Origin of the sequence: Pseudoalteromonas luteoviolacea, assembly GCF_001750165.1 — a bacterium.
GTDB lineage: Bacteria > Pseudomonadota > Gammaproteobacteria > Enterobacterales > Alteromonadaceae > Pseudoalteromonas > Pseudoalteromonas luteoviolacea_G.
Genome location: NZ_CP015412.1, coordinates 719,624 through 743,088 on the forward strand (window position 1 = coordinate 719,624; position 23,465 = coordinate 743,088).

The window sequence follows — 23,465 nt, forward strand, 5'->3', positions numbered from 1 at the left end:
GTTGCCATAGCGCGCGAATGAAATTGGTAAAAAGCGAAGCAACTGTTCGGTAAAAAAGAACGAGTTGTAGATAGGTGATGGTTGTCTATTGCCGCGAGGACATGACTTGCTGTTCGGCTGATTTAATAAGTCGTGCGAGCTCTCCTGACTCTTTCATTTCGATGAGTTTATTGTTAACCAAAGGGACAAGGTGCTGTTGTGATTCATGTATATAATGGTATAGGTCGAGAACAGCCAAGCTTGGGCTATGAGTAACATTATTAATGCCCAGTTTCTTTAAATAGATGAGTCCATCTGTTTTATTTGTTAAAGCAACATCCGCTAAACCTTTTGATACCAATTTTAGGGCTTGCGCTGTGGTGTCCATATCTTCAACGTGTTTCAGTCCTTTGGTAATGTTATTAGTGTGTTTGACACCTCGAACTTTAACAATATGATATTGTTGCAGATCTGCCGCAGTTCTAATGTTGATATTGCTATCTTTACGGACAAATGCGGTTGTTTCTAAGTAGTAATAGGGAGTTGGCACTCTTATGGTCGTCGGTGTTTCTTCGCCATAGCTGAAAATACGCATTATTTCACCATTTTTCATGCCCGTTTTTGCTTCAAATTGAGCACGTTTACCTGGTAGTGGTGTAATGGTGATGTTGATATCGAGTTGTTTGTAGACTTCTGTAAGTACAACTTTGCCAACTTCCTGTTCTATTAAATAGTTGATTGAGACAAAATGATATGTCTCGCTATACAAAGGCTTGGCAAACATTAAAATAACGGCAGAGAGCAAATACTTCATTGGCAACTACGAAAAACCTCAAATTTACTCAAATTATAGTTAAGGCAGTTATAAATTAAAGTAGCTGTTTCATTGATAGGGTAGATAAGTTGATTTTGATATACTCACGTCTCTACTTATGCGTTTTTTGTATTTTAACAGCGTAAATTTTGATCCAAATTGCAAAAGACACAGTACCTTTATTGCGCACGTTACAACATGGGTTTGATTGGTTTATAGAATGACAGACAAAAGTAAGCGAGTTCCTTCTTCACGTATTTCTCGACTGGCACATCTCGGTGGGCTAGCAGGAAAAGTGGCATCTAATGTTGTAATTTCAGGGGCAAAGCAGGTGCTCACAGGGCAATCTGTCACGAAAAAAGAGCTCTTATTACAGCCTAAAAATATTCATGCTGTTGCGGACAAGCTTGCGCACTTGAGAGGGGCTGCGATGAAGTTGGGACAATTAGTGTCAATGGATTCTGGCGATCTGCTACCTAAAGAGCTTGCTGTGCTGTTAGACAAGTTGCGTGCGGATGCTCAGCCAATGCCGCATAAGCAGCTTGTTCAATTGCTTAAATTGAATTGGGGCCCTAATTGGCTCGATAAATTTAGTCACCTTGAATTGAGAAGTTTTGCGCGCGCATCAATCGGTCAAGTTCATGAAGCAACAACAGAGTCAGGGGAGAAATTGGCATTAAAAATTCAGTATCCTGGTGTTGCTAATAGCATCGACAGCGATGTTGACAATGTGGCTATGCTAATAAAAATGTCAGGCTTAATGCCCAAACAAGTGGTGATCGATCCTCTAATTGCTGAGGCCAAGCAACAACTTTTAGTTGAAACAGACTACCTGACAGAAGGGAAGCGGTTACAAGAGTTTAAGCAAGGCCTAAAAAATCATACACAATATCGAGTGCCCGAATTTTACCCGCAATATTCAACAGACCATATTTTAGCGATGGAGTTTGTTACGGGTAAAGAGCTCGTAGCATTTGAAAATGCGTCGCAGGCACAACGAGATAAGATTGCTGAAGACTTAATTCGATTGTTTTTTATTGAAATGTTTGAGCTTGGCGCCATTCAAAGCGATCCTAATTTAGCAAATTATCTGTACGATGAGCGTGCGCAGCAAGTGGTGCTATTGGATTTTGGAGCATCTCGTTCCATTGCGTTAAAGCTGGCACAGGGCTATTGGCTATTGCTAAAGGCAGGCTTGGAACATGATAAAAATGCAATGATAGATGCAATTTATGCCATTGGTTATTTTAGTGATGACATTGATGAAGAGTATCGCGAGGTTGTGTTAGATTTATTCTTCATGGCGACTGAACCTTTGAGAGCTCAGCAACCTTATGATTTCTCTCGAAGCAATATTGCGACGCGGATCCGAGACAAGGGCATGGCGCTGAGTACCAAAGAACGACAATGGCACACGCCCCCTGTAGATGCATTGTTCATTCACCGAAAGCTAGCAGGGTTGTATCTTATTGCTGCAAGGTTGCAGTCTAGAGTTAATGTGAGCGCTTTATTTGCTCAATTCTTGGAACCTAAATCAAGGCCGTGACGAGAGGAAAAAGTCATCGTCCTTGAAAAATAATGCTCATAGCATTTGTCCATCCCAAAAGTAAGTTACTTATAGCATAAGACATTGATGAAAAAATTCCGTTATAGATTGTGTTAATAAGTAAGAAAGTGTAAGTGAGCGCTGACTATATGTTCTTATTTCTTTGGTTCAAAAAGGTGCATGTCAATTTTTTCATTAAGATGCAGCCATAGGGTTTGTATTTCAAAGTCTACTGTCCATACTTCTTCCATAATTTCAATCCACACTGCTTTCTTTGTAGTGGTGAAAGGTACTTTGAGGTAGATAATGAAAAAATTCATCTATGGGCTGGCTTGTTTGGTATTGGTGACAAGTAAATTGTCGGCGGCAGAGCTAGTTGATATCACGTCCAAAGTGCCCAATATTCAAACAGAGATCCGCTATTTCACCACAAACAACTTTGTCGGTACTAGAATTGATGGCTATTTGGCCCCGAAATGCTTACTCAGTGAAGCCGCTGCGGAAGCTGTAGCAAAAGCACAGTATGCGTTGAATGAATTCGGCTTAGGTCTGAAAGTCTTCGATTGCTACAGGCCACAAATGGCGGTCGATCATTTTGTCCGATGGGCGAAAGTGCTAGATGATACGAAGCAAAAGGCTTATTACTATCCAGATGTACCAAAAAGTGAACTATTCAAACGTGGCTATATTGCCGCTCGTTCTGGTCATTCTCGCGGCAGTACTTTAGATGTGACATTGATTGATTCATCTTCGCTTCAAGAGTTAGATATGGGCTCTGATTGGGATTATTTCTCTAAAGTATCTTGGCCAAGCTATAAAGGAGTTAATTCGCAGCAACGAGCGAATCGTATGTTGTTAGCTAAAGTCATGAACGCTGCGGGGTTTACTGGGTTAGCAGAAGAGTGGTGGCATTTTACGCTTATTGATGAGCCGTATAGCGAAATCTATTTTTCAATGCCTATCGAATAAGCATTGATAGCTTGATTCATAGTGCTTGTAAATCAACGTAAACATATAATTTAATGCAAGTTATTGAATTATATGTGTCAAGTATATTATGTGTTTTCAATGTGAAAATTTTGTGATTGATAAAAGACTTTTATTGCTTGATTAACGGACTTGCACCATTTAATGTACCTAAATAGCTGATAATTGTTAATATAGTGATATGTATAAGGGAATAGCCTGCGCTGTAGCACTGTTTATTGCATGCCTTCTATGGGGAGGGCTCAGTAACGTATGTGCAAATGGAATAAAGCCAGAAGCTTTAAGCGTAAAAACGGAAAGTTTGGTATCACTTGAGCCCGTTTTATCTCAAAATAATGAAGAGTACTTTGTTATTAACAAAGCTTCATCAAATGCAAGAAAAGCACTATTTGATAATCATCAATATATCAGTCAAGCTTATATTGAATTTGATCTTAGACGGATTAAAAGTTTAAAAGTATCTGATTTAGTTGCATTTTATGTCCCTCAGCATGCACGAAGTTATTTTATTGTTATCAAGAGTATCGAACAATCAAAGCGAGGAGGGATCAATGTCTCCGGCTATTTTTCTGATGATGTACAGCAACATTTGGCGCTTGAACTGACGTTAGAGGGGCGCTCTGTCGCTGGGCGGCTGCAAACAACGAATGGAGAATATTTGTTCCGTTCTCACGCACAATACGGCTGGATCGCCGCTCAATATGAGGGGAAAAAACAGTATTTGAAGTACCCTGATAGACTTCCTCACCCCATTGATGTAATCGCTAAAAAGTAGATTTATACTGTTTTTTTACATTCTTCAGCCGCTTTATCCACTGATAAACTTATTTTTTGTTTTTAAATTCAATAATTTAAATTTATATGCATTTGTTTTCATCAACAAAAACACCTACTCAACTGGAAAAAGAAAAAATATTGTTAATAATTTTGTAATCTGGAGTATTTACTCTTTAGATGACAAAATTATGATGAGAACAAAAATGAAATTATTTGGTTATATGGCGTTGCTCGCCGGATTTACCAGTGCAGCGAGTGCGCTGCCTACTTGTCCAAATTTGGCATGGTTGGAGGCTCAGTTTGAACAACCAGAATTACCAGATGTTGGATATCGAAATCGTCTAAATCGGTTAATAACTTGGCTGCCTTCGTTTCATATGGTTCATGATCAAGTTGTTGCAGAGGGTCATGCTACGACTGTCACGGCTAAGTTTGATTATGGGGCTGTGGCACACAAAGATTTAGAATATGAAGCCGTCAAATTTTATATCCGTTCTGAGCAGGACACGCAATGGCGTTTTTTGGCTGATGCTGTGACAGATCATGATGGCAAAGCCAGAGTGACATTACCCGCGTTGCAAGCAGGGCAATATCGAATTTATGCGGGTGTACCCGCTGATAAATCAGGTGCGCAAGGTTATGTGACAGTTGTGCAAGCAGGAACTCAAGCGGTCTTGTTTGATATTGATGGCACGCTGACGGAGTCGGACGCTGAGCAAATTGGTGACTATACGGGCATTAGCCGAGCAGATGAAAAGGAAGGAGCATATACTTTGGTGCGTCGATATTTAGACCTTGGTTATCAGCCAGTTTATTTAACGGCTCGAGTATACTGGTATGCAAAAGGAACACGGGATTGGCTTAATTGGATGGGGCTTGCGCAAGGGTTTTTACGAACTTCATTGAGCAATGAGACCAGCTTATTCCGAACAGCAGAATATAAGATGGCTGAAATAAACCGTTTACAGTCACAAGGGTTAGAAATTGTGCGTGCTTATGGCAATGCCAAAACGGACGCTGAGGCATTTATTCGAGCAGGAATAGGGGAAATGAATAGCTTTACAATTGGCCCCGATGCTGGGCATTATGGCACGATGCCGATAGATCAGAACCATTATTATCAACATATTCAGGCACAGGTTGACAGTTACCCAGCAGCAAAGTGTGAGTGATAGAGTGATATGATTAGATAAAAGGCGGCTTTTTGTAGCTGCCTAATGAGCATGTTGATATGATTGGGCGCGTTGAATACGAGTCCTCAAGACATGTAGATATTGGCAGATACTCTAGTCCACATGTGTGCTTTGGCGTTTATCTTTGCTTGTTTAAGACAACCGTTTTATGCACTGTAGGGCTTCGAAAGCACCGACAACATACTCAGTACGATGAGCATCAATACTGGTATAGCGATAATAGTACGATTTCGTTCTACCAGCTGCCTACACAGAGCAAATACCTAAAGTCGCTATATTGCAAAATAAGTTTGCAGTTCATATTTCAACATTTCTTTGGCATTGTTTGAAAATCGAATGAATTTTGAGGCGGCGGTTAAATGGCATAGGCCGGTTCGTTGGAACCAAATAATATGTTCCTTCAAATTTCAATTTGATAGTACATACAGAGTTGCTATAAAAAGCGACAAACTTCCCATTTCTGTTCAGATTTAGACCAATAAAAATAGGTCGCAGTTGAATTTTATTTCTCCCTGATTAAGCTAAAAAATAGTTGAACTTAAAATATAAATAACGCTGTTAAGGTGAGTAGATGGACAAGGATAATTTTGTGATCCGAGCGATGCACGATGATGAAATAAACATTGCTATAGAGTGGGCTGCTGCAGAGGGCTGGAACCCTGGTAAATGCGATGGGACAAGTTATGAAGCTGCCGATCCGCAGGGATTTTTAATTGGTCTTCTTGGTGATGAACCTATCGCTGTGATTTCCGCAATGAAATACGACTCGAGCTTTGGCTTTATTGGCTTTTATATTGTGAAACCAGAATATAGAGGGCAAGGTTATGGCTACCAGATCTGGCAAGCAGCGATGTCATACTTGTCTGGCTGCAATATTGGTCTGGATGGCGTTGTTGATCAACAAGCAAATTATCAAAAGTCAGGCTTTAAACTTGCGTACCGCAATATCAGATATCAAGGCACATTTACGACGAGTGAAATATTAAAGATAAGCGGCTCAGCTGAGAGTATCATTGAAGCTGTAGATGACAGATCGATTAGTCAGTATGAGCGCGCTTTTTTCCCAGCAAATCGAGATGAATTCAATAAGCAATGGCGTACTCAACCTAATGCTTTTGCTGTGGGTATACAGGCGCAGCAGGAAGTGCAGGGATACGGTGTTATCCGAGCGTGTGAAACTGGATATAAAATTGGACCACTGTACGCAAATAGTACTGATGATGCCAAAGCGCTTATCAAGTCTTTGCTTTTAAAAGTTGCAGAGGGATCTAAACAGCCGATAGAGGTTTTTTTAGATACGCCAGAACCGAATCAAGCTGCGGTTAACTTAGCTGAGCTATTGGGTATGAATACAGTATTTGAAACCGCAAGAATGTATACAGGGGAATTTCCTGTTCTACCTATAGCACACACATTTGGTGTTGCATCATTTGAAATTGGGTAATAGAGCACTCTACGTGATTTGTGCAGTGGAGTATTGCAAGAATGAAAACTCTAAGCATCATGCTTGGTTTTGAGAATGAGTAAAGGATCTTTATGACAAAGAATAACGCAGTATTTATTTTATTTTGTGGTGATGAAATTGCATTTAGTAATGAGGTTTATGCACCACCTTCTTTACTGACAGAAGGGTATATTCATGCTTGTACAGCAGAGCAGGTGAAGGATGTTTATCAGCATTTTTATGCAGATTTAGATGGCGTAAAAGTAGCCGTCGTTGACCCGCGCCTGCTCACTGGGAAGTTGCTCTTGGAAGCACCGAGTGAGCCGCTTGGTACCCATGCTTTGTTTCCTCATATTTATGGCGAGCTCAATGTAGATGCGATTGTCGACGTTGTTGATTACAACCTGTTTGCGCATCAAGAGGTGGCGTCTTCTATTTTAGATGTGCTTGGGCATTATCGATTTCTTCGCCTTCCTGTTGAGGGGACTTTATATAAGAGCACTTGGCGCGCAGATATGGCGCTTGATGACAACAAGCCAGTTGGCACGGCCATGATAGGCATGTACTGCCATGCGCTAAAGAGTGTGTCTTGCTTTCATCGTTTAAAATACGATGAAGTGTGGCATTTTTATCAAGGTGATGCGTTTAATCTATATTTACTTTATCCCGATGGTCGAGCAGAAACTGTGGTGATGGGCCCTGATTTTAAACAAGGGCAGCAACTACAATATCGAATTCCTGCGGGTGTATGGCAGGCTGGGGAGCTGAGTGGATCAGGGCAATATGCGATATTTGGTTGTACAATGGCACCTGGATTTACTGGAGATTGTTTCGAGGCAGCCGATCATCAGGCGCTAAAATGTGACTATCCGGAGGTCGCAGACATATGCGATAGACTGGCAGTCAATAACCATGAAACAAAAATGCCTACAGGATTTGCGAATTGAGTGGGTGTTTGGGCGAAGTATATTGACCATTTGGTCTGCTCATCGTGTTCCTCTATATTCAATGAGTAACTAATTAATAGGAACTTGGTTTTGATATGTAAAAGTGTATTGTTCACGATTGGACTGTTACTTGCTTTTATGCCCGAGGCAAAACCCTCTGTTGAGCAGCAGATGGAGCGATTACAAGAGGCTCAGGATTATTTAACGGTGAAGCCATCTCACTCTCTGTATCTTCTTGAAACAACACCTGGCATTGATACTCTGCCTGTTGGTCTTAAGATCCGCTGGCACGTTTTAAGGGTACGGGCATCGGTGCCCACCAATCAACTCCAGTTGCTCGAACAATCACTAGAGGTGCTTTTTACTTATAATACTCACCCATACTTTATTAATAAGTTGACGAGCATTTTGAGCGCACTTGGTATTTGGTTGCGTCGAGAGGGATATTTAAGTGAAGCGGATATAAGTTTGCAATGCGCATTAAAGTACGCAGAGAATGAATCACAACGTTTGACATTAACGAACAGCCGCGCTTTGGTTGCAAGGCATATGGGAGCGCATCACAGCGCGATAGCGCTTTATCAGCAGGCTGCTTTATTGGCTCAAAAACAGGGCAATACATCAATGGCTGCAACCATCAATAATAATTTGGGAGCGATAGCATTAGATTTGGCGAATTATGATGAGGCTGATCGTTACTTTAGAGCGGCATTGCAGGGGTATCAAAGTGTGGATAAACGCTCTGGCCATATTACTGCTGGCACAAATTTACTTTTTTTATTTGTGTTGAAAGGAGAAAGTATCAACTATGCGCGTTTGTATTCACCGATTAAAGCCCTGACCGATTCATTTCCTAACCAGGCAAAAAAAGCATTTTTGCACTGGATCCATCAAACTTATTTAACTCAGCAAGGCTATGATCTCTCTGCCGACGAGCGCAATGTTTTACAGGTACAGTTTAAGCAACTGGAGAGCGAGCAAGTCAGAACATTAGTTGCGACTCATTTAGCGCCTCAGGTAAAGGTCACCGTGCCCGCTGTAAGAGAGAAACAAAGCCAACCGTTTCAGATGACATGGTTTGAAAAAGTTCGTTTATGTGATTGGTGATCTGGTGTGTTGTTAATCCTTAGGTTTGCCTTTAAAGGGTGAATCAATCTTTAAGAATTAGAATAAATGAAAAAAATAGAAATTGTAGATTACCAGCCCAGATGGGCTGATGAGTTTTCTGCTATTCAGTTAGTTTTGCAGCAGGTGCTTAACGGATTGGTCGTGAGCATTGATCATATTGGTTCGACCGCCGTGCCAGACCTAGTTGCGAAAGATGTAATAGACATTCAAGTAAGTGTAAAGGACCTTGACAATCCTTGCCTGATACAAGTTTTGAGTGAGGCTGGATATGTTTTTAGGCCTGATATTACCCATGATAATCTGACTGGATACAATGATGGGGATGCATGTTTAAAAAAACTGTATTTTCGGGAACCCAAAGGGCAGCGACCAATCCATATCCACATTCGAGAAATCGGCCGAGTAAACCAAGTTTACGCGTTAAAATTTCGTGATTTTTTACGTGATAATAAACCTATCGCACAAGCGTATGGAAAAATAAAAAGCACTCTGGCTCGGCGATTTCCAAATGATGAAACTGCCTACTATGAGCTTAAAGATCCATATATGGATTCAATTTTTTATGCCGCTAGTTTGCTTGAGAGTAAAGATCGTACACAATAAAATCAGTTAACAATAATTGGAACATTAATATGGATATACAAACCAATTGGCTTGAAATTAAAACCCTATTTAAGTGCTCTTTTAAATCGTCTTTTCATTATGCAATTGCCAGTGTTTCTGAGGATGGTAACCCGCATATTACGCCTATAGGCTCGTTAATTTTGACAGAGCCGGGAAAAGGATATTACTTTGAAAAGTTTACAACGAACCTGCCGAAGTCTGCTAAAGATCAGGGGCGAGTTTGCATTTTAGCGGTTAATGGAAGCATCTGGTATTGGCTAAGGTCTTTGTTAAAAGGCGAGTTTGTTAGCCGACCGGCAGTGCGCTTATATGGCACCTTAGGTGTGCTAAGAGAGGCCTCTGAAAGTGAAAAGGCGAAATTTCAAAAGCGAGTGGGTAAAACTCGGTTTACGCGAGGATACAAATTGCTTTGGAAAAATATGTCGAAAGTGCGTGAAATTGAATTTGATAAAGTTGAGCAGGTTAAAATCGGCTCAATGACAAAACGCTTTGTGTAATCGTGTTTTGCGCTCTGCACTGTGTTGTTGTAGTGCAGAGTTGGCATAATTTAGCTTGCGCTCCAGAGTATGAGGGACAGCGTGGCTAACCAGATGAGCTTGGCCCAGTATGATAGACGCTGATAGAGCCCTAAGTTAGTTTGTTGCTTGAATGCTTTGGCCATTCGATATAGATAAAAACACGCTACGGCGACAGATGCACCCGAAAACACTCGAAATGAAAGAGCTAAGTCACTAAATAGCACCAGCAACGGGGCGATTAAGAGTGATAAGAGCATGATAAAGCCTGCGTGAGAGTGAATTTGGCAGTTGCGCGTCGGTGTTCTGGTATAGGGGTCTTTATCCATAGGAAAAAAACCCGCTACCCAGGTGCCAATGCCATGAACTATGATTAACCAGCCTACCAAAACTAGAGTCAAATCCCCATTTGTATATTCAATGATACTCCAGCCAAATGCACAAAATAATATGCCTAAAGGGTAGTTGTTAATGAGCGGAGAGAGCTTTTCTGTTGGACTGCCTGCGGCACCCAGCTCGCTGCAAAATTGCGTTTTATGGTTATAGTTCGGGTAGTATTTACCTGCGATATAAACGCCTAATGTGATCCAAATTGTGGCAATAAAGCCAGTCAGTAGCACGACACTACCTTCCATGGGTCTCTCCTTGTATATTTTGGTATTTATTTGGTTAATGTTGAAAATAACATACGTGAATGTTTGAGGCTGGTCAATCCATTATGGAGAATAATTGACCGGCGTTGGCGTAAGGATGTATAGAGGAAGGCTTAGACTAAAAGTTATTCTTTTGTAGTTTTATGTAGATCTCTTCAAAGACTTGTTTTTGCTCAGGAAAAGCGTGCATACCCTGTTTAAAGACCTCAATTGCGCGTGCAAAGTCTTCAAGATTAATGTAACACATACCTTTGTAATACAGCGCTGTCATACCTTGTGGATTTATTGCTAAGGATCGATCAAAGTAGGTGATGGCAGTTTGAAAGTCACCCATATCCATATAAGCGAAGCCAATATTATCAATCGCTTCAAAATACATAGGATAAATATGAATTGCTTGTTTATAGGCTTCAATTGCTTGCTGATATTGAGCTGCTTGATTTAAAGCATAGCCTTTTGTGTAAAGCGTATTAGCTCTAAAAATAAGGTCATCAACTTTTTGATTAGTCGCCTCAGCATACTTATTAAAATCATGACTTTTTAGGTAGTTAATATAGCCTTTCAACTCTGCCTTAAGGGGCGTGTCATTGCCAATAAACAGCCACTTTTTTTCGAGCTTTGCATGTGCAATAGTGGAGTGATATGTCGAAATTGATAATGTATTCACTTCTTCAAGCTTTGGCTTTTGCTTTGTGGTGTTATAAAGCAATACATGGATAGTTGAAGACTGTTCATTAGTGTCTATATCTAAAATTTTAGCAGTGCGCCATATACCACGTTCATTCGTTGTGAATACATCACCAATGTTGTAGTGGTATGTTACTTTATAGTAATCGCTACTGGCATGTGCTTGTAAGGTAAGCTGCGGGAGAATTGTAAACAGCAAAATCAATGACACTAGGGTGTTATGCATTTTAAATAGACTTATAATTATAAATTACTATGTAGTAAGTAAATACTGACTAATTTGCCGTTTGTGGGGCGGATTCTCTCAGATCCTTTTGGCTTTGTCATCCTAAAAAACACAATTCAAGAAATTTTTATTAAGAAATGAGATTATTCATAATAACAAAACAAACATCTGTTGAAGTTGTGTGTGAAATATGTACGTTTTGAGTGAAAAGGTGTGTTGTATGGATGACGCGACAATCAGAAATATACACCTTTTCTTGTGTATTGCTATCTACAAAACTACTTTGGCTCAACCAGTTTGGTGGTATCAATCTCAACCACAAAGAGCATAGAAATTAATAATGCACATATAGAAGCACGCAGTGTGTAGGCAATAATCTCGTAGCTGTCGTAGACAATGGTTAACTGTGTAAGTGCACCAAAGAATTGACTTGTGAAGCCAAGATCAATGGTATTCCTGACAAAATTTTCTATGAGCATAAGCGCCATTAACATTGCAGTCATAAACAGACAAAGCGCGATAAGCCCTTCAGCATAAGTAGGGGCAATATTGTGAACTTGTTTGAAAAATCGTTTGATCAGTCGAACTCTGAGCAAAAGTACGATGCAAGTACTAAAAAACAGCAAAAACTGTACGCCATAAACAATGGACCCGAGCCAGATCATGGGGAGTGTGTCTGACTCTAGGGGGATCAAATAATTGAATGACACAAATTCAAATAAAGACATGGCGAGAATAAGTGTCGTAATAGAGACCGCATTGATATTGTCTATCCTTAGCAGCAGAACACCAAAACAAAATGAAATGGTCGCAAATGACATGAATACCCAGTCATAGGAATAGACAAATACCAAAGCGATGATCATGAAGGTTGCACAAGAGATGCGCAAAATGCTCATGATGCTGATTATTTACAGTTGCACAGTAGGCGGCTGTTTTGGCTTTACAGGTTGAGAAGTCGGGTGTTTGGTTTTGTATGCAGCGCTCACAAGTCGACACGTATTTTTGGATAGTAGTTGCGTATTTAGTGGTATTTTCATGGTTGTTTTCCTTATATTTATTTTTAATTAATCTTACCATTAGGGCATAATACGGCTCATGAATAAGAGTCAATGACTACTTTTCGTGCTTTAGCTTGTTGACTTTACGGTACCGGTGCAAATTATTTTCGATAACAAGATCACGCAAAGTTTGCAGTTGTTCTTCAATGGCGCTTAAGTCGAATTTGCATGCCAGTGACCACTTTAGATAGTCCTTGTACTTAATGTCACTTACACCATTTTCATAGTTAATAATTGTTGCTTCGCTCGTCCCGAGCACTTTGGCCATTTGCTTCTGAGTTTTGTTTGCTGCGAGCCTCATTACCTTTAAGTCACTTAAGCTTTGCTCATCGTGCGGCCTAACAGTTTTGTTCAATGTCTCGCCCTACATACAAAAATGTTAATTAATCTAAAGACTTTTAGATGTTTAAACATTTATTATAAAAATGTTAAAATATGTAAATACTATATATGGAGCATACAGGAATGACAAGGATTGAACATGACATTGGGCTGATAAAGCAATTTAAAACCAATGTTGAACAACGAATATGTCACCAAGTGCAGAGTAGGCCAATAGATATGCTGTCTACAGATAGGTGCCCAGTGGTTAATTATCAACCTTTGTATAGCAAGCAGTTGCCAATTTGGGTGATTTATACGCAGATGGGAGAGTATCAATTTCAGTCATTGGCCAGTCTATATTTGCATATGCCACCCCAGCTATTGAGTGTGATATTAAACACGGTGAGACAGCCCAAAAATGTAATGGTATGCGTTACGTTAAAAGGCATTGGCAATAAGTGCAATAGTGGTTTCTTTTTAACACTCAATGAGCTAATAAATGGGGTTGATGAATATGAGGCACAAAGTCGTGTTCAATCAGATTTTGGCATTGCTGCACAATTAATTGACTTTCTCAATGGTGTGGATCCGAATATAAAAGCAATGGCCAAAGTGGCCAATATGGATTAAGCGCCATATTGGCCAATTTGAATAATTGGTGACCTTTTCTGCTATTGCGCAAACCGGTTATATCCACTAGAATCGGAAAAAAGCTGGATATTTTTTGGAATTTTTATGGCGGACACGAAAAAGACAGAAGTTAGGTTCTCGGTTGATGCAGATTATTTAGCGGCACTGCAAAGTCGGTTGGGGCTAAAAAAATCGAGTGATCTCACCAAAGTTGCTTTGACGTTACTTGACTGGGCTTCAGATGAGGTTGTCCACGACAGAACAATTTTATCCGCAAATAAACAGGGAAAAGATATACACCGTTTGGTTATTCCCGAGTTAAATAACATCTCCAAAACTAATTTATAGAACACCATTAAATAAATGAGTTAAATCATGTCTTCAAGTGCACAGGACTGCACACATTCAAACGCAATCCAATCATCAGAATCTTGGCAGGATATTGATCTTGCATCGGCACAGGATTACACGCCTGAGGATGCCCCTGTCTCTGAGCCCCTCACTGGTAAAGAAAAAGCCGGCGTTAACTTAACGTGGGGGATCATTGCTGTATTGATCGGTTTTTTAGTCATCATTTTATGTATTTTTATGTGGGGAGAGTATCAGTTTTTTACAGCGATGAGAGAGACGCAACAACTGATGCTGACAAAACAGGTGTTTAATTCAGATGTACTTAAACAGTTAACACAACAGAGAAGCGATTTTAGAGCTTTCTGGTTTGACACGTTACAATTAATTTTGCTCAATGTTTTGTTTCCAACACTGACCGCATTACTGGGCTATGTCTTTGGCACAAGCCGAAACGGCAGTAGTAACTAGTTAGCACTAATCAGTATTTGGTGCTAACAAATAAAATTTAACTTATTGATTTAATTTAATTATATTGAATTTCTAGGCCTTTCATTGGTTTCCGTAGAAAACAAATCAATAGTTAGTTTTATTATTGATATGAATAAAGCTTAATAATTTTCGTCCTATTATGAATAAATGCTTCTTAAATTGCGTGTTGTTTATGAATTATTTAACCTTGATTTAAGTACCAAGGCTTGTAGTCTAAGTTCATTCTTTATAATTGTTTTTGTTTAAAGGACTCGTAGGTTTGTTTGATTTATAACAAACTCGCTTAAATAAAAGCTGCATTTGGTAGTGAGATCATTGCATTACTGTGCTGCCTTCCTATTATCTGGCTAGCCGTTTGGCCCTGATTTAAAAACGCATTTCAAGGAGCTGTTTATATGCGTGTTGAGTCTAAAAGTACCGAAAAAAGTAATAACTCTTGGTCGGTTTTATTGTCAATTTGTGCACTACAAAAAGGCAGAATGATACTGGCACTTGGCTTAATCGCGATAGTAAGTTGTGCGCAGTTACTGCCTATATATTTATTGTTTGTCGCCATTGTTGAATTACTTGACCCTGTCAGCACGTCTGCCAATACATTGCTTTGGGTCGCAGCAGGGCTAATAGCGGTTACAGTATTTAAGACCGTCTTTGTTGTTGGTGCATACTATTTTAGTCACCAAGCTGCGTATAAAGCGCTTACAGATGTAAGGATGACGCTGTCAACAAATTTAGCAAGTGCATCACTAAAGTGGTTAAACAAGCAAAATACGGCGGTTTTAAAACAGCAAATTCTGCATGATATTGAAAAGCTTGAGCACTTTATCGCACACAATAGTGTGGAATTATTTAACGCATGTTTGTCGCCGATACTTATATTTTGTGCACTGTATCTGATTGATTGGCGCCTTGCTTTGAGTGCGATAGCTGTTGTGCCATTAGCCTTTTTAGTGAGTGGGTTTTTTATGCACAAAACAGCGGAACATTACGTGCAATTTAGTGATGTGGAAGCTGACTTACATACCACGCTCAATGACTATGTAAAATATGCACCACTAATGAAGTTAAATAACTTAGATAGCCAACGATTTGTTACGCTAAAGCGTAAATTGAATACTTATCAAAGTACTGTGAACTCGGTCATACATCAAACTGTGCCAGGTTGGGCATTATATAGTGCATTATTGGGCTCAGTCTTTTTGTTCTTGCTACCAACAGCAATTTGGTTGCACAGCCTGCAACTTGTCTCAATAGAGCATCTTGTATTAGCAATGCTACTGGCTATCGGGATGATGGGCCCGGTCCTCAAGGTTAGCCGGTTTTTTATGGAAGCCAATGAGCTGTTGAGCAGTATCTCGCGCATTGCCCCCCTGTATTATACTGATCCTGTTCACTGCGACACCACACCTGTGCACGCCAATACAAAGTATCCAATGCTGCAATTTTATTGTGTAGATTTTTGTTACGAGCAAACCCCTGTGCTGAGAAACGTGCATTTTAAGTTATTACCCAATGCCATTAACGTAATTGTTGGCGGCACAGGCAGTGGCAAGTCAACACTTGCAATGCTTGCAAGTGGGCTGCTTGCGCCCAGTGCTGGGCGAGTTCAATTACATGGAAAAGATGTCTATGCGCTATCAGATAGCGTGCGAGCTCAGGCGATGAGTGTCGTAACACAGGAAAATTACTTATTTGAAGGCACCGTCAGAGATAACATTTCGTTTGGACGCAGTGGAGTGAGCACTGAGACTCTGGAGCATGCCATTGTCGCAGCGCAGCTAAAACCTTGGCTGGTGCGGCAACCGGATGGGTTAGATACTCGGGTAGAAGCACGTGGAATAAATCTATCCGGTGGGGAAAAAATACGTATAGCCATCGCCAGAGCAATATTGAATGCGCCACCATTGGTGATTTTAGATGAAGCCAGCGCGGCCATGGATAACCTCACTCATGCTAAGTTTTATCAAGGCTTAAAAGGCCACTATCCAAATACGACGTTTTTAGTGATCACGCATAATTACTTTGGTCTTGAAAACAGTGATCAAATTTTCACTTTAATTGATGGCACGATTGCAGCGCAGGGAACACATGAAGCAATGTTAGTTCGGTGTGAACATTATAGAAAAGGCTGGCAATTACAGGGTTGTGAACACACACAACGAGCACATGTTATTCCAACGCCGTTACCGAGTTGTGAGAGTTAAATGGATAGACAAATAATCACCAGTATTGGCCGAGTATTCAGCCATGTAAGTGCAGGCAAGCAGTTATTTATTATAGGCATTATATTCAGAGTATTGGAACGGTGCTTATCAATTTTACCATTGTTGTTATGCGTTTACTGGCTCTACATTGAGCTCAACAATATGACGGGTGTAACTAGGCTACTTTCAACACCAAGCGACTATTTGATGGCGCTGGGCGGGATATTTTTACTTCAACTTATATGTGCATACTTTGGTCAGTTAAAGAGCTTTTCGGGCAGTTACCATTTAGCGCAGGCCTATCGGATTAAAGCAATTACGCACTTTAGACGGTTGCCGTTAGGCGTGATCCAGACAACTCACAGCAGTGAATTTTTTGAGTTAATGAGTGATGACATAAAAAAAGTCGAGAGTATTTTCTCACATGTGCTACCAGACTTGTTATCGGCCTTGGTAGTCCCTTTGCTAGGGGTTATTATTTTATTGTTTGTAGCGCCTCTATATGCGTTGGGCCTATGTGTGATTTTGCCTTGTGCATTGTGGATAATGCATATAACAAAAAAGAAATTTAATCTTGCTGCCAAAACTAAAGTGCAGACCTATAAGCATACTAGCAGCACTCTGACAGACTATGTGGAGGCATTAAAAACCCTTAAGTTATTCAATCAAACACATCACTGGTTAGCTCGAGTTCAGAAGCAGCTCGATATTGCCAAGCAACACACTTTGCAAGTTGAAATGTGGGGGGCCAGTCCCGTGCTTGGTTTTCGAGTCATACTAAACATGGCCATGGTTTTGTTTGTGATAACAGTCGCTTTAACATTACCAGAGAATGGAACACCGCCAGTGAATGTTAGCGCCATTGTATTTGCTATGCTGATTTTACAACTATTGGTCATGCTCAACGAAGTGGCTGAGCATATTAGTATGTTGCGCATAGCGGCTCAGTCTGAATGTAAAGTTGAAGCGCTTTTAAAAGAGCCGAGCTTGGCAGAGCCTGTCGACCCAATTATACCTCAGACATATAGTATCGAGTTTGAGCGGGTATCATTTAGTTATGGCGGGAATACTGCGATAAATAATGTATCATTTTATGCACCTGAAGGCTCGATCACGGCGGTTGTAGGTGAGACTGGAAGTGGTAAATCGACCTTGCTCAACCTATGCGCACGGTTTTTTGACCCAACGAGTGGGTGTATAAAAGTTGGAGGGGCAGCACTGCAAGAGGTTGGCTCACACAACTTACACAATATGGTCAGTATGGTTTTTCAGGATGTACAGCTGATTGATGCCAGTATTTTAGAAAATATTCGCATTGGTAAGCCGGAGGCAACAGATGAAGAAGTCATTGAAGCATGCGTTCATGCTCATTGTATTGAGTTTATCGATAAACTGGCGGAGGGGATTGATACTCGAGTTGGAGATGGTGGTGTTTTGTTGTCTGGCGGTCAGCGTCAGCGTATTGCAATTGCAAGGGCACTGCTCAAAGATGCGCCGATTGTTTTGTTGGACGAAGTTACAGCGTCATTAGATCCGATCATGCAAGCAGATGTGGTCAGTGCGATACAGTATTTACTGCAAAACCGGACCGTGATCACGGTGGCTCATCGCTTATCTAGCATTGTGCATGCGGACAATATTTTGGTGATAAACGACGGTAAAATTGTTGAGTCTGGCTCACATCGTTGTTTACTCTCAATTGGAGGCTTCTACACCCGTCTTTGGAGAGCAGAGTCGCAAGCTGTGTAAAGGGGCTTGACAGAAACACAGGTGATAGTAATAAGCACTTCTATGTTGTTAAGCAGTGCTTCGGTCATACGTTCTTTAACAACTTGGGAAATATATACCGGGTGCAGCTTGATGGTATGTATTGATATAGGGTTACCCGCTATAAAGCGATGGTTAAAAATAACTCAACTGTTAATTTTGTGTAATTCTGATAGCGTTTTAGGGTTTTAAATTGACATAGACTACTCAAGGAGAAATCATGAAAAAAGTACTACTCGCTGCGGTTAGTTTTTTAGGAATGAGCGTAGCAGCTATGGCGGCAGACACACAATCGACTACTGAAAATCAAACTTTAAAAGTGGATGGCGTTACATCTGCCACATATCCAACGACCCCAACTATTTTAGATCAATTGATCCCAGAAAATGCGTGTCAGGCTCGTTGCTTGTATGAATATGAAGCCTGTAGTAAGTGGGCACCACCTTGGACAGATTGTGAATACTATGTTGAGCGTTGCTTGAGAAATTGCGCATCAAAATAATAGGCAATTTTAAAGGTCGGTAGAGCGGCCTTTTTTGTTTAGCCAGCAGGGTATTAAAAACCCTTTTTATTTTTGTTGAACAGTAGAGTATTTAAAATCAATAAGTTATAAACCACCTAAAAAAGAAGGTTTTTTTTACATTATTTTGTTAGGTGTTTGTATTCAAATGTTTTTGTGTTAGAAATTTATAGTTCACTGCCGTACAGGCAGCTTAGAAAGAAGCGGGTGTGATTGTGATAAGCCGTGTCACGTTCACTGCCGTACAGGCAGCTTAGAAAAGAAGCATCCCCTTGCTCTAAAGATTCTAACGGTTCACTGCCGTACAGGCAGCTTAGAAAGTTGAAATATGGCAAGCAACTTTTCTAAACCCAGTTCACTGCCGTACAGGCAGCTTAGAAAGTATCAAAAGCTGCCAAAAGAAGTTCAAGGTCGTTCACTGCCGTACAGGCAGCTTAGAAATTAAAAGCTTCTATCAGTAACTTTGACATGGGGTTCACTGCCGTACAGGCAGCTTAGAAATCGCGCATTAGTTACGGTCTTGCCTTCGCGTAGTTCACTGCCGTACAGGCAGCTTAGAAAGCTTATGGTTCGGCCAGTCTTTCGGTCAATGCGTTCACTGCCGTACAGGCAGCTTAGAAAAGCATGTCATCAGACGAAGCCTTGGGGCTTTTGTTCACTGCCGTACAGGCAGCTTAGAAATAGCAAATACAAACGCACAAATTAAGCATGGTGTTCACTGCCGTACAGGCAGCTTAGAAAAATTTCTTCTGCAGTTCATCTGCTAGAACCGTGTTCACTGCCGTACAGGCAGCTTAGAAAAACATGAGCTGGATTCAACTTGATGATGCCGTGTTCACTGCCGTACAGGCAGCTTAGAAAAATCAAGGTAAACAATGACTGCCAGCGCGAGTGTTCACTGCCGTACAGGCAGCTTAGAAAAAAATTAAAGAAGAACACGAGAACATTATTGTGTTCACTGCCGTACAGGCAGCTTAGAAATGACAGTCCATTCAAAGCATATGGAGATGTACGTTCACTGCCGTACAGGCAGCTTAGAAAAAACTGTTTGACCATGGTACAACTGCATGTGCGTTCACTGCCGTACAGGCAGCTTAGAAATAACAAAAGAACTGCAGGAGTTAAAGGAAAGCGTTCACTGCCGTACAGGCAGCTTAGAAATTTGCCGTCTCCGTTCATATCGCTGTCTTGATGTTCACTGCCGTACAGGCAGCTTAGGTGATGAGTGACCGAAACGAAGTTTCGCAGCGCGAAGAAGTGAGGTCATGGATGACCGATGTAACCAAGCTCCATGGATGGATTTCAGCCCAGTATTGGAACTATTCCGGTTCACTGCCGTGCAGGCAGCTTAGGTGATGAGTGACCGAAACGAAGTTTCGCAGCGCGAAGAAGTGAGGTCATGGATGACCGATGTAACCAAGCTCCATGGATGGATTTCAACTCCATGTTGGAAAAATTCCGGTTCACTGCCGTGCAGGCAGCTTAGAAAACATAACTAAAATGCAGTCGTCTGCTGCAATGGTTCACTGCCGTACAGGCAGGTTAGGTGATGAGTGACCGAAACGAAGTTTCGCAGCTCGAAGAAGTGAGGTCATGGATGACCGATGTAACCAAGCTCCATGGATGGATTTCAACTCTGTAATAGCTTTGTACACTATTTCACTGCCCACAGGCGGTTTAACGTGTTTGTGAAGAATTTTAGGGTCTAACGTGAAGCTGCTTGTGCAATGCAGTGAAACTGGATCCTGATATTCATCAGGATGACGAGTGTAAGATAGCGGTTTTTCCGCAACAGCTTGCTGTAACTTCACTTTTTTCATTTATTTTACTGTCAAACTGACAATTTATTGTATCCGTGCTGAATTTTTAGGCCTAACGAGTAGCTGCTTGTGCAATGCATTGAAACTGGATCTTGATATTCATCAGGATGACGGTGAATAGGGTGGTATTCAGAGGGTTATTGGCAAAATGGAATTTGTTTAAAAACACTGAGCATTTGCAGCTGGTAATAGGGCATTTATTGATTCAAATTTCATTGCAAATAAATGATCACACAGATTGATGGCGTGTTTTCCATTTATAACTTATCAAGAACGCTTTTACCCTTTATTTTTTGTTCTTTAAAAATGTTCATAAAATACAGTAGGTTGTGATTAGCTGTTTTTCATAAGGTAAAAATAGGTTTTCTGCCTTAATAGCTTGTTGCAACTTATCTTTTTTGATTTACTCTATACTTTACTGCCGTACAGGCAGCTTAGAAAGTAGTAATCCCACCTGCACCTTTAACATCAAGCTTTACTGCCGTACAGGCAGCTTAGAAAAGGATATATCAGCAGATTTGCGTGACGCGAACCTTTACTGCCGTACAGGCAGCTTAGAAAAGTAGAGAAACAGACCCATGCTGTGCGATTCTCTTTACTGCCGTACAGGCAGCTTAGAAATAATTGTTGTGTTTGTGCCGTACCAAATTCGACTTTACTGCCGTACAGGCAGCTTAGAAAAGACAGCTCAATTCAAAAGTGGAAGACTTTGGCTTTACTGCCGTACAGGCAGCTTAGAAATCCGCTAAATGGACAGTAAGTTCCTTTTGATATCTTTACTGCCGTACAGGCAGCTTAGAAAGGTTAAATGGTTTTCAAGTAAGATGGAGGGCGCTTTACTGCCGTACAGGCAGCTTAGAAAATAAGGGAAATTGACCAGATAATCATACAGACCTTTACTGCCGTACAGGCAGCTTAGAAATGTTGTATCAGCAACGAATGAAATGCTTGATACTTTACTGCCGTACAGGCAGCTTAGAAATTTATTCTCTCAAGCACAAAAACCTATGTTGTCTTTACTGCCGTACAGGCAGCTTAGAAAACATGACAAATTCACTGGTTTTATTCCAATAGCTTTACTGCCGTACAGGCAGCTTAGAAATTTAACAGTCCATGGTCGTTAGCGGCTTTCAACTCCGTGTTGGAAATATTCCGGTTCACTGCCCTAAGGCAGTTTAATGCATCCGTGATAAAGTGTTGGTCTAACATGGAGTTGCTTGTGCAATGCAGTGACAATGGATCCTGATATTCATGAGGATGACGAGTGTAAGATAGTGGTTTTTTCCTCAACAGATTGTTGTAACTTCACTTTTTTCATTTATTCTTATTTTACTGCCGTGCAGGCAGCTCGAAGAAGTGAGGTCATGGATGACCGATGTAACCAAGCTTCATGGATGGATTACAACTCTGTACTAGCTTTGTACACTATTTCACTGCCCACAGGCGGTTTAACGTGTTTGTGAAGAATTTTAGGGTCTAACGTGAAGCTGCTTGTGCAATGCAGTGAAACTGGATCCTGATATTCATCAGGATGACGAGTGTAAGATAGCGGTTTTTCCGCAACAGCTTGCTGTAACTTCACTTTTTTCATTTATTTTACTGTCAAACTGACAATTTATTGTATCCGTGCTGAATTTTTAGGCCTAACGAGTAGCTGCTTGTGCAATGCATTGAAACTGGATCTTGATATTCATCAGGATGACGGTGAATAGGGTGGTATTCAGAGGGTTATTGGCAAAAGGGAATTTGTTTAAAAACACTGAGCATTTGCAGCTGACAATAGGGCATTTATTGATTCAAATTTCATTGCAAATAAATGATCACACAGATTGATGGCGTGTTTTCCATTTATAACTTATCAAGAACGCTTTTACCCTTTATTTTTTGTTCTTTAAAAATGTTCATAAAATACAGTAGGTTGTGATTAGTTGTTTTTCATAAGGTAAAAATAGGTTTTCTGCCTTAATAGCTTGTTGCAACTTGTCTTTTTTGATTTACTCTATACTTTACTGCCGAGCAGGCAGCTTAGAAAGTTGAAGAAATGGGCGATTTAAGCCGTCACTCCTTTACTGCCGAGCAGGCAGCTTAGAAAGCCCATCTAGCACCAGCCTAAAAATGTATTCACTTTACTGCCGAGCAGGCAGCTTAGAAATCTGCAATCTCGAACTGCTCGTGTCCATGCTCCTTTACTGCCGAGCAGGCAGCTTAGAAATAAATAATCCAATTCTGTATCCGTTGCCTTGGCTTTACTGCCGAGCAGGCAGCTTAGAAAAGATACCCCTGCAAACTCGCCATTCATTTCGACTTTACTGCCGAGCAGGCAGCTTAGAAAATTATGCGATCCCCAGTATTTGGTTCTTAATTCTTTACTGCCGAGCAGGCAGCTTAGAAAATTCTTGGCACTAGCACACCATGCACACACAACTTTACTGCCGAGCAGGCAGCTTAGAAAAATAACGCGACCACAATCACCGTTGCAATTGCCTTTACTGCCGAGCAGGCAGCTTAGAAAGTTATCCAGCTCAGTTGTCGCTGCTTGCTGCGCTTTACTGCCGAGCAGGCAGCTTAGAAAACTTCGAGTCTTTGCTGTCTTGCATATCTCGTCTTTACTGCCGAGCAGGCAGCTTAGAAAACAAAAGGATAAGCAAAACGCAGTAACCACTTCTTTACTGCCGAGCAGGCAGCTTAGAAAATAAAATCATGCACATTCATTCATATGGCATTCTTTACTGCCGAGCAGGCAGCTTAGAAAGTTCACAAATACATTCGTAACGTCTGTCAG

General features: G+C 40.8%; 22 protein-coding genes and 3 CRISPR repeat arrays (1 of these 25 cut by a window edge). Of the genes, 15 read left to right on the plus strand and 7 right to left on the minus strand.

All coding sequences use genetic code 11. From position 1 onward, the window contains the following. Positions 1–85 precede the first annotated feature (85 nt). Complete coding sequence (locus S4054249_RS23590) at positions 86–793, minus strand: substrate-binding periplasmic protein (RefSeq protein WP_046356807.1); 708 nt, start codon at positions 791–793, stop codon at positions 86–88. Between the two features lie 220 nt (positions 794–1,013). Here S4054249_RS23590 and S4054249_RS23595 point away from each other — a divergent pair, with 220 nt between their 5' ends. The 9 genes from S4054249_RS23595 to S4054249_RS23635 all read left to right on the plus strand — a co-directional run bounded on the left by S4054249_RS23595 (position 1,014) and on the right by S4054249_RS23635 (position 9,936). Beyond that, a complete protein-coding gene (locus tag S4054249_RS23595) occupies positions 1,014–2,339 on the plus strand; it encodes an ABC1 kinase family protein (protein WP_046356808.1) in 1,326 nt (441 codons plus the stop codon). A gap of 306 nt (positions 2,340–2,645) precedes the next feature. After that, positions 2,646–3,308 carry a M15 family metallopeptidase gene (locus tag S4054249_RS23600; protein ID WP_052961010.1) on the plus strand — a complete coding sequence of 221 codons (663 nt, stop codon included), beginning with the start codon at positions 2,646–2,648 and terminating at the stop codon, positions 3,306–3,308. Positions 3,309–3,507: 199 nt separating this feature from the next. Further along, positions 3,508–4,101 (plus strand): hypothetical protein, encoded by a 594-nt coding sequence (locus S4054249_RS23605; RefSeq protein ID WP_046356809.1) that lies wholly within the window; start codon positions 3,508–3,510, stop codon positions 4,099–4,101. Between the two features lie 205 nt (positions 4,102–4,306). Next, positions 4,307–5,275, plus strand: a complete 969-nt coding sequence (locus S4054249_RS23610; RefSeq protein WP_145925137.1) for an LNS2 domain-containing protein — start codon at positions 4,307–4,309, stop codon at positions 5,273–5,275. A gap of 592 nt (positions 5,276–5,867) precedes the next feature. Then, complete coding sequence (locus tag S4054249_RS23615; RefSeq protein WP_046356810.1) at positions 5,868–6,740, plus strand: GNAT family N-acetyltransferase; 873 nt, start codon at positions 5,868–5,870, stop codon at positions 6,738–6,740. Between the two features lie 92 nt (positions 6,741–6,832). After that, complete coding sequence (locus S4054249_RS26240; RefSeq protein WP_052961011.1) at positions 6,833–7,687, plus strand: cupin domain-containing protein; 855 nt, start codon at positions 6,833–6,835, stop codon at positions 7,685–7,687. Positions 7,688–7,777: 90 nt separating this feature from the next. Further along, positions 7,778–8,794 (plus strand): tetratricopeptide repeat protein, encoded by a 1,017-nt coding sequence (locus S4054249_RS23625; protein WP_052961012.1) that lies wholly within the window; start codon positions 7,778–7,780, stop codon positions 8,792–8,794. A gap of 66 nt (positions 8,795–8,860) precedes the next feature. Beyond that, positions 8,861–9,418: a GrpB family protein gene (locus S4054249_RS23630; protein ID WP_046356811.1), complete on the plus strand. Its 558-nt coding sequence runs from the start codon at positions 8,861–8,863 to the stop codon at positions 9,416–9,418. A gap of 29 nt (positions 9,419–9,447) precedes the next feature. Continuing rightward, on the plus strand, positions 9,448–9,936 hold the full coding sequence (locus S4054249_RS23635) for a pyridoxamine 5'-phosphate oxidase family protein (RefSeq protein WP_046356812.1): 489 nt from the start codon (positions 9,448–9,450) through the stop codon (positions 9,934–9,936). A gap of 50 nt (positions 9,937–9,986) precedes the next feature. Here the strand turns inward: S4054249_RS23635 and S4054249_RS23640 are convergent, their stop codons facing one another. From S4054249_RS23640 to S4054249_RS23655, 5 genes are all read right to left on the minus strand, one after another. Then, complete coding sequence (locus S4054249_RS23640; protein ID WP_046356813.1) at positions 9,987–10,589, minus strand: DUF998 domain-containing protein; 603 nt, start codon at positions 10,587–10,589, stop codon at positions 9,987–9,989. Positions 10,590–10,725: 136 nt separating this feature from the next. Continuing rightward, positions 10,726–11,520 (minus strand): tetratricopeptide repeat protein, encoded by a 795-nt coding sequence (locus S4054249_RS23645; protein ID WP_046356814.1) that lies wholly within the window; start codon positions 11,518–11,520, stop codon positions 10,726–10,728. Positions 11,521–11,798: 278 nt separating this feature from the next. Further along, positions 11,799–12,419 (minus strand): hypothetical protein, encoded by a 621-nt coding sequence (locus S4054249_RS23650; protein WP_145925136.1) that lies wholly within the window; start codon positions 12,417–12,419, stop codon positions 11,799–11,801. A 12-nt stretch (positions 12,420–12,431) separates the two neighbouring features. Continuing rightward, positions 12,432–12,560, minus strand: a complete 129-nt coding sequence (locus S4054249_RS27200; protein ID WP_256370559.1) for a hypothetical protein — start codon at positions 12,558–12,560, stop codon at positions 12,432–12,434. A gap of 76 nt (positions 12,561–12,636) precedes the next feature. Next, positions 12,637–12,936, minus strand: a complete 300-nt coding sequence (locus S4054249_RS23655) for a helix-turn-helix transcriptional regulator (RefSeq protein WP_046356816.1) — start codon at positions 12,934–12,936, stop codon at positions 12,637–12,639. 110 nt (positions 12,937–13,046) lie between these two features. Here S4054249_RS23655 and S4054249_RS23660 point away from each other — a divergent pair, with 110 nt between their 5' ends. The 6 genes from S4054249_RS23660 to S4054249_RS23685 all read left to right on the plus strand — a co-directional run bounded on the left by S4054249_RS23660 (position 13,047) and on the right by S4054249_RS23685 (position 18,845). Then, positions 13,047–13,535, plus strand: a complete 489-nt coding sequence (locus tag S4054249_RS23660; protein ID WP_046356817.1) for a hypothetical protein — start codon at positions 13,047–13,049, stop codon at positions 13,533–13,535. A gap of 105 nt (positions 13,536–13,640) precedes the next feature. Beyond that, complete coding sequence (locus tag S4054249_RS23665; RefSeq protein WP_046356818.1) at positions 13,641–13,883, plus strand: hypothetical protein; 243 nt, start codon at positions 13,641–13,643, stop codon at positions 13,881–13,883. Between the two features lie 27 nt (positions 13,884–13,910). After that, positions 13,911–14,354: a hypothetical protein gene (locus S4054249_RS23670; protein ID WP_046356819.1), complete on the plus strand. Its 444-nt coding sequence runs from the start codon at positions 13,911–13,913 to the stop codon at positions 14,352–14,354. Between the two features lie 416 nt (positions 14,355–14,770). After that, a complete protein-coding gene (locus tag S4054249_RS23675) occupies positions 14,771–16,576 on the plus strand; it encodes an ABC transporter ATP-binding protein (protein ID WP_052961013.1) in 1,806 nt (601 codons plus the stop codon). Further along, on the plus strand, positions 16,577–18,325 hold the full coding sequence (locus S4054249_RS23680) for an ABC transporter ATP-binding protein (RefSeq protein ID WP_046356820.1): 1,749 nt from the start codon (positions 16,577–16,579) through the stop codon (positions 18,323–18,325). It begins immediately after the preceding gene. A gap of 238 nt (positions 18,326–18,563) precedes the next feature. Beyond that, positions 18,564–18,845 (plus strand): hypothetical protein, encoded by a 282-nt coding sequence (locus tag S4054249_RS23685; protein ID WP_046356821.1) that lies wholly within the window; start codon positions 18,564–18,566, stop codon positions 18,843–18,845. Positions 18,846–19,035: 190 nt separating this feature from the next. Further along, positions 19,036–20,085: a CRISPR direct-repeat array (repeat unit 28 nt). 1,011 nt (positions 20,086–21,096) lie between these two features. After that, a CRISPR array of direct repeats spans positions 21,097–21,786; the repeat unit is 28 nt; unit sequence CTTTACTGCCGTACAGGCAGCTTAGAAA. Positions 21,787–22,082: 296 nt separating this feature from the next. On the opposite strand, the gene S4054249_RS23690 is transcribed toward S4054249_RS23685, so the two are convergent. Then, a complete protein-coding gene (locus tag S4054249_RS23690) occupies positions 22,083–22,274 on the minus strand; it encodes a hypothetical protein (protein ID WP_069949104.1) in 192 nt (63 codons plus the stop codon). 413 nt (positions 22,275–22,687) lie between these two features. After that, positions 22,688–23,465: a CRISPR direct-repeat array (repeat unit 28 nt); it runs 1,711 nt beyond the window's last position.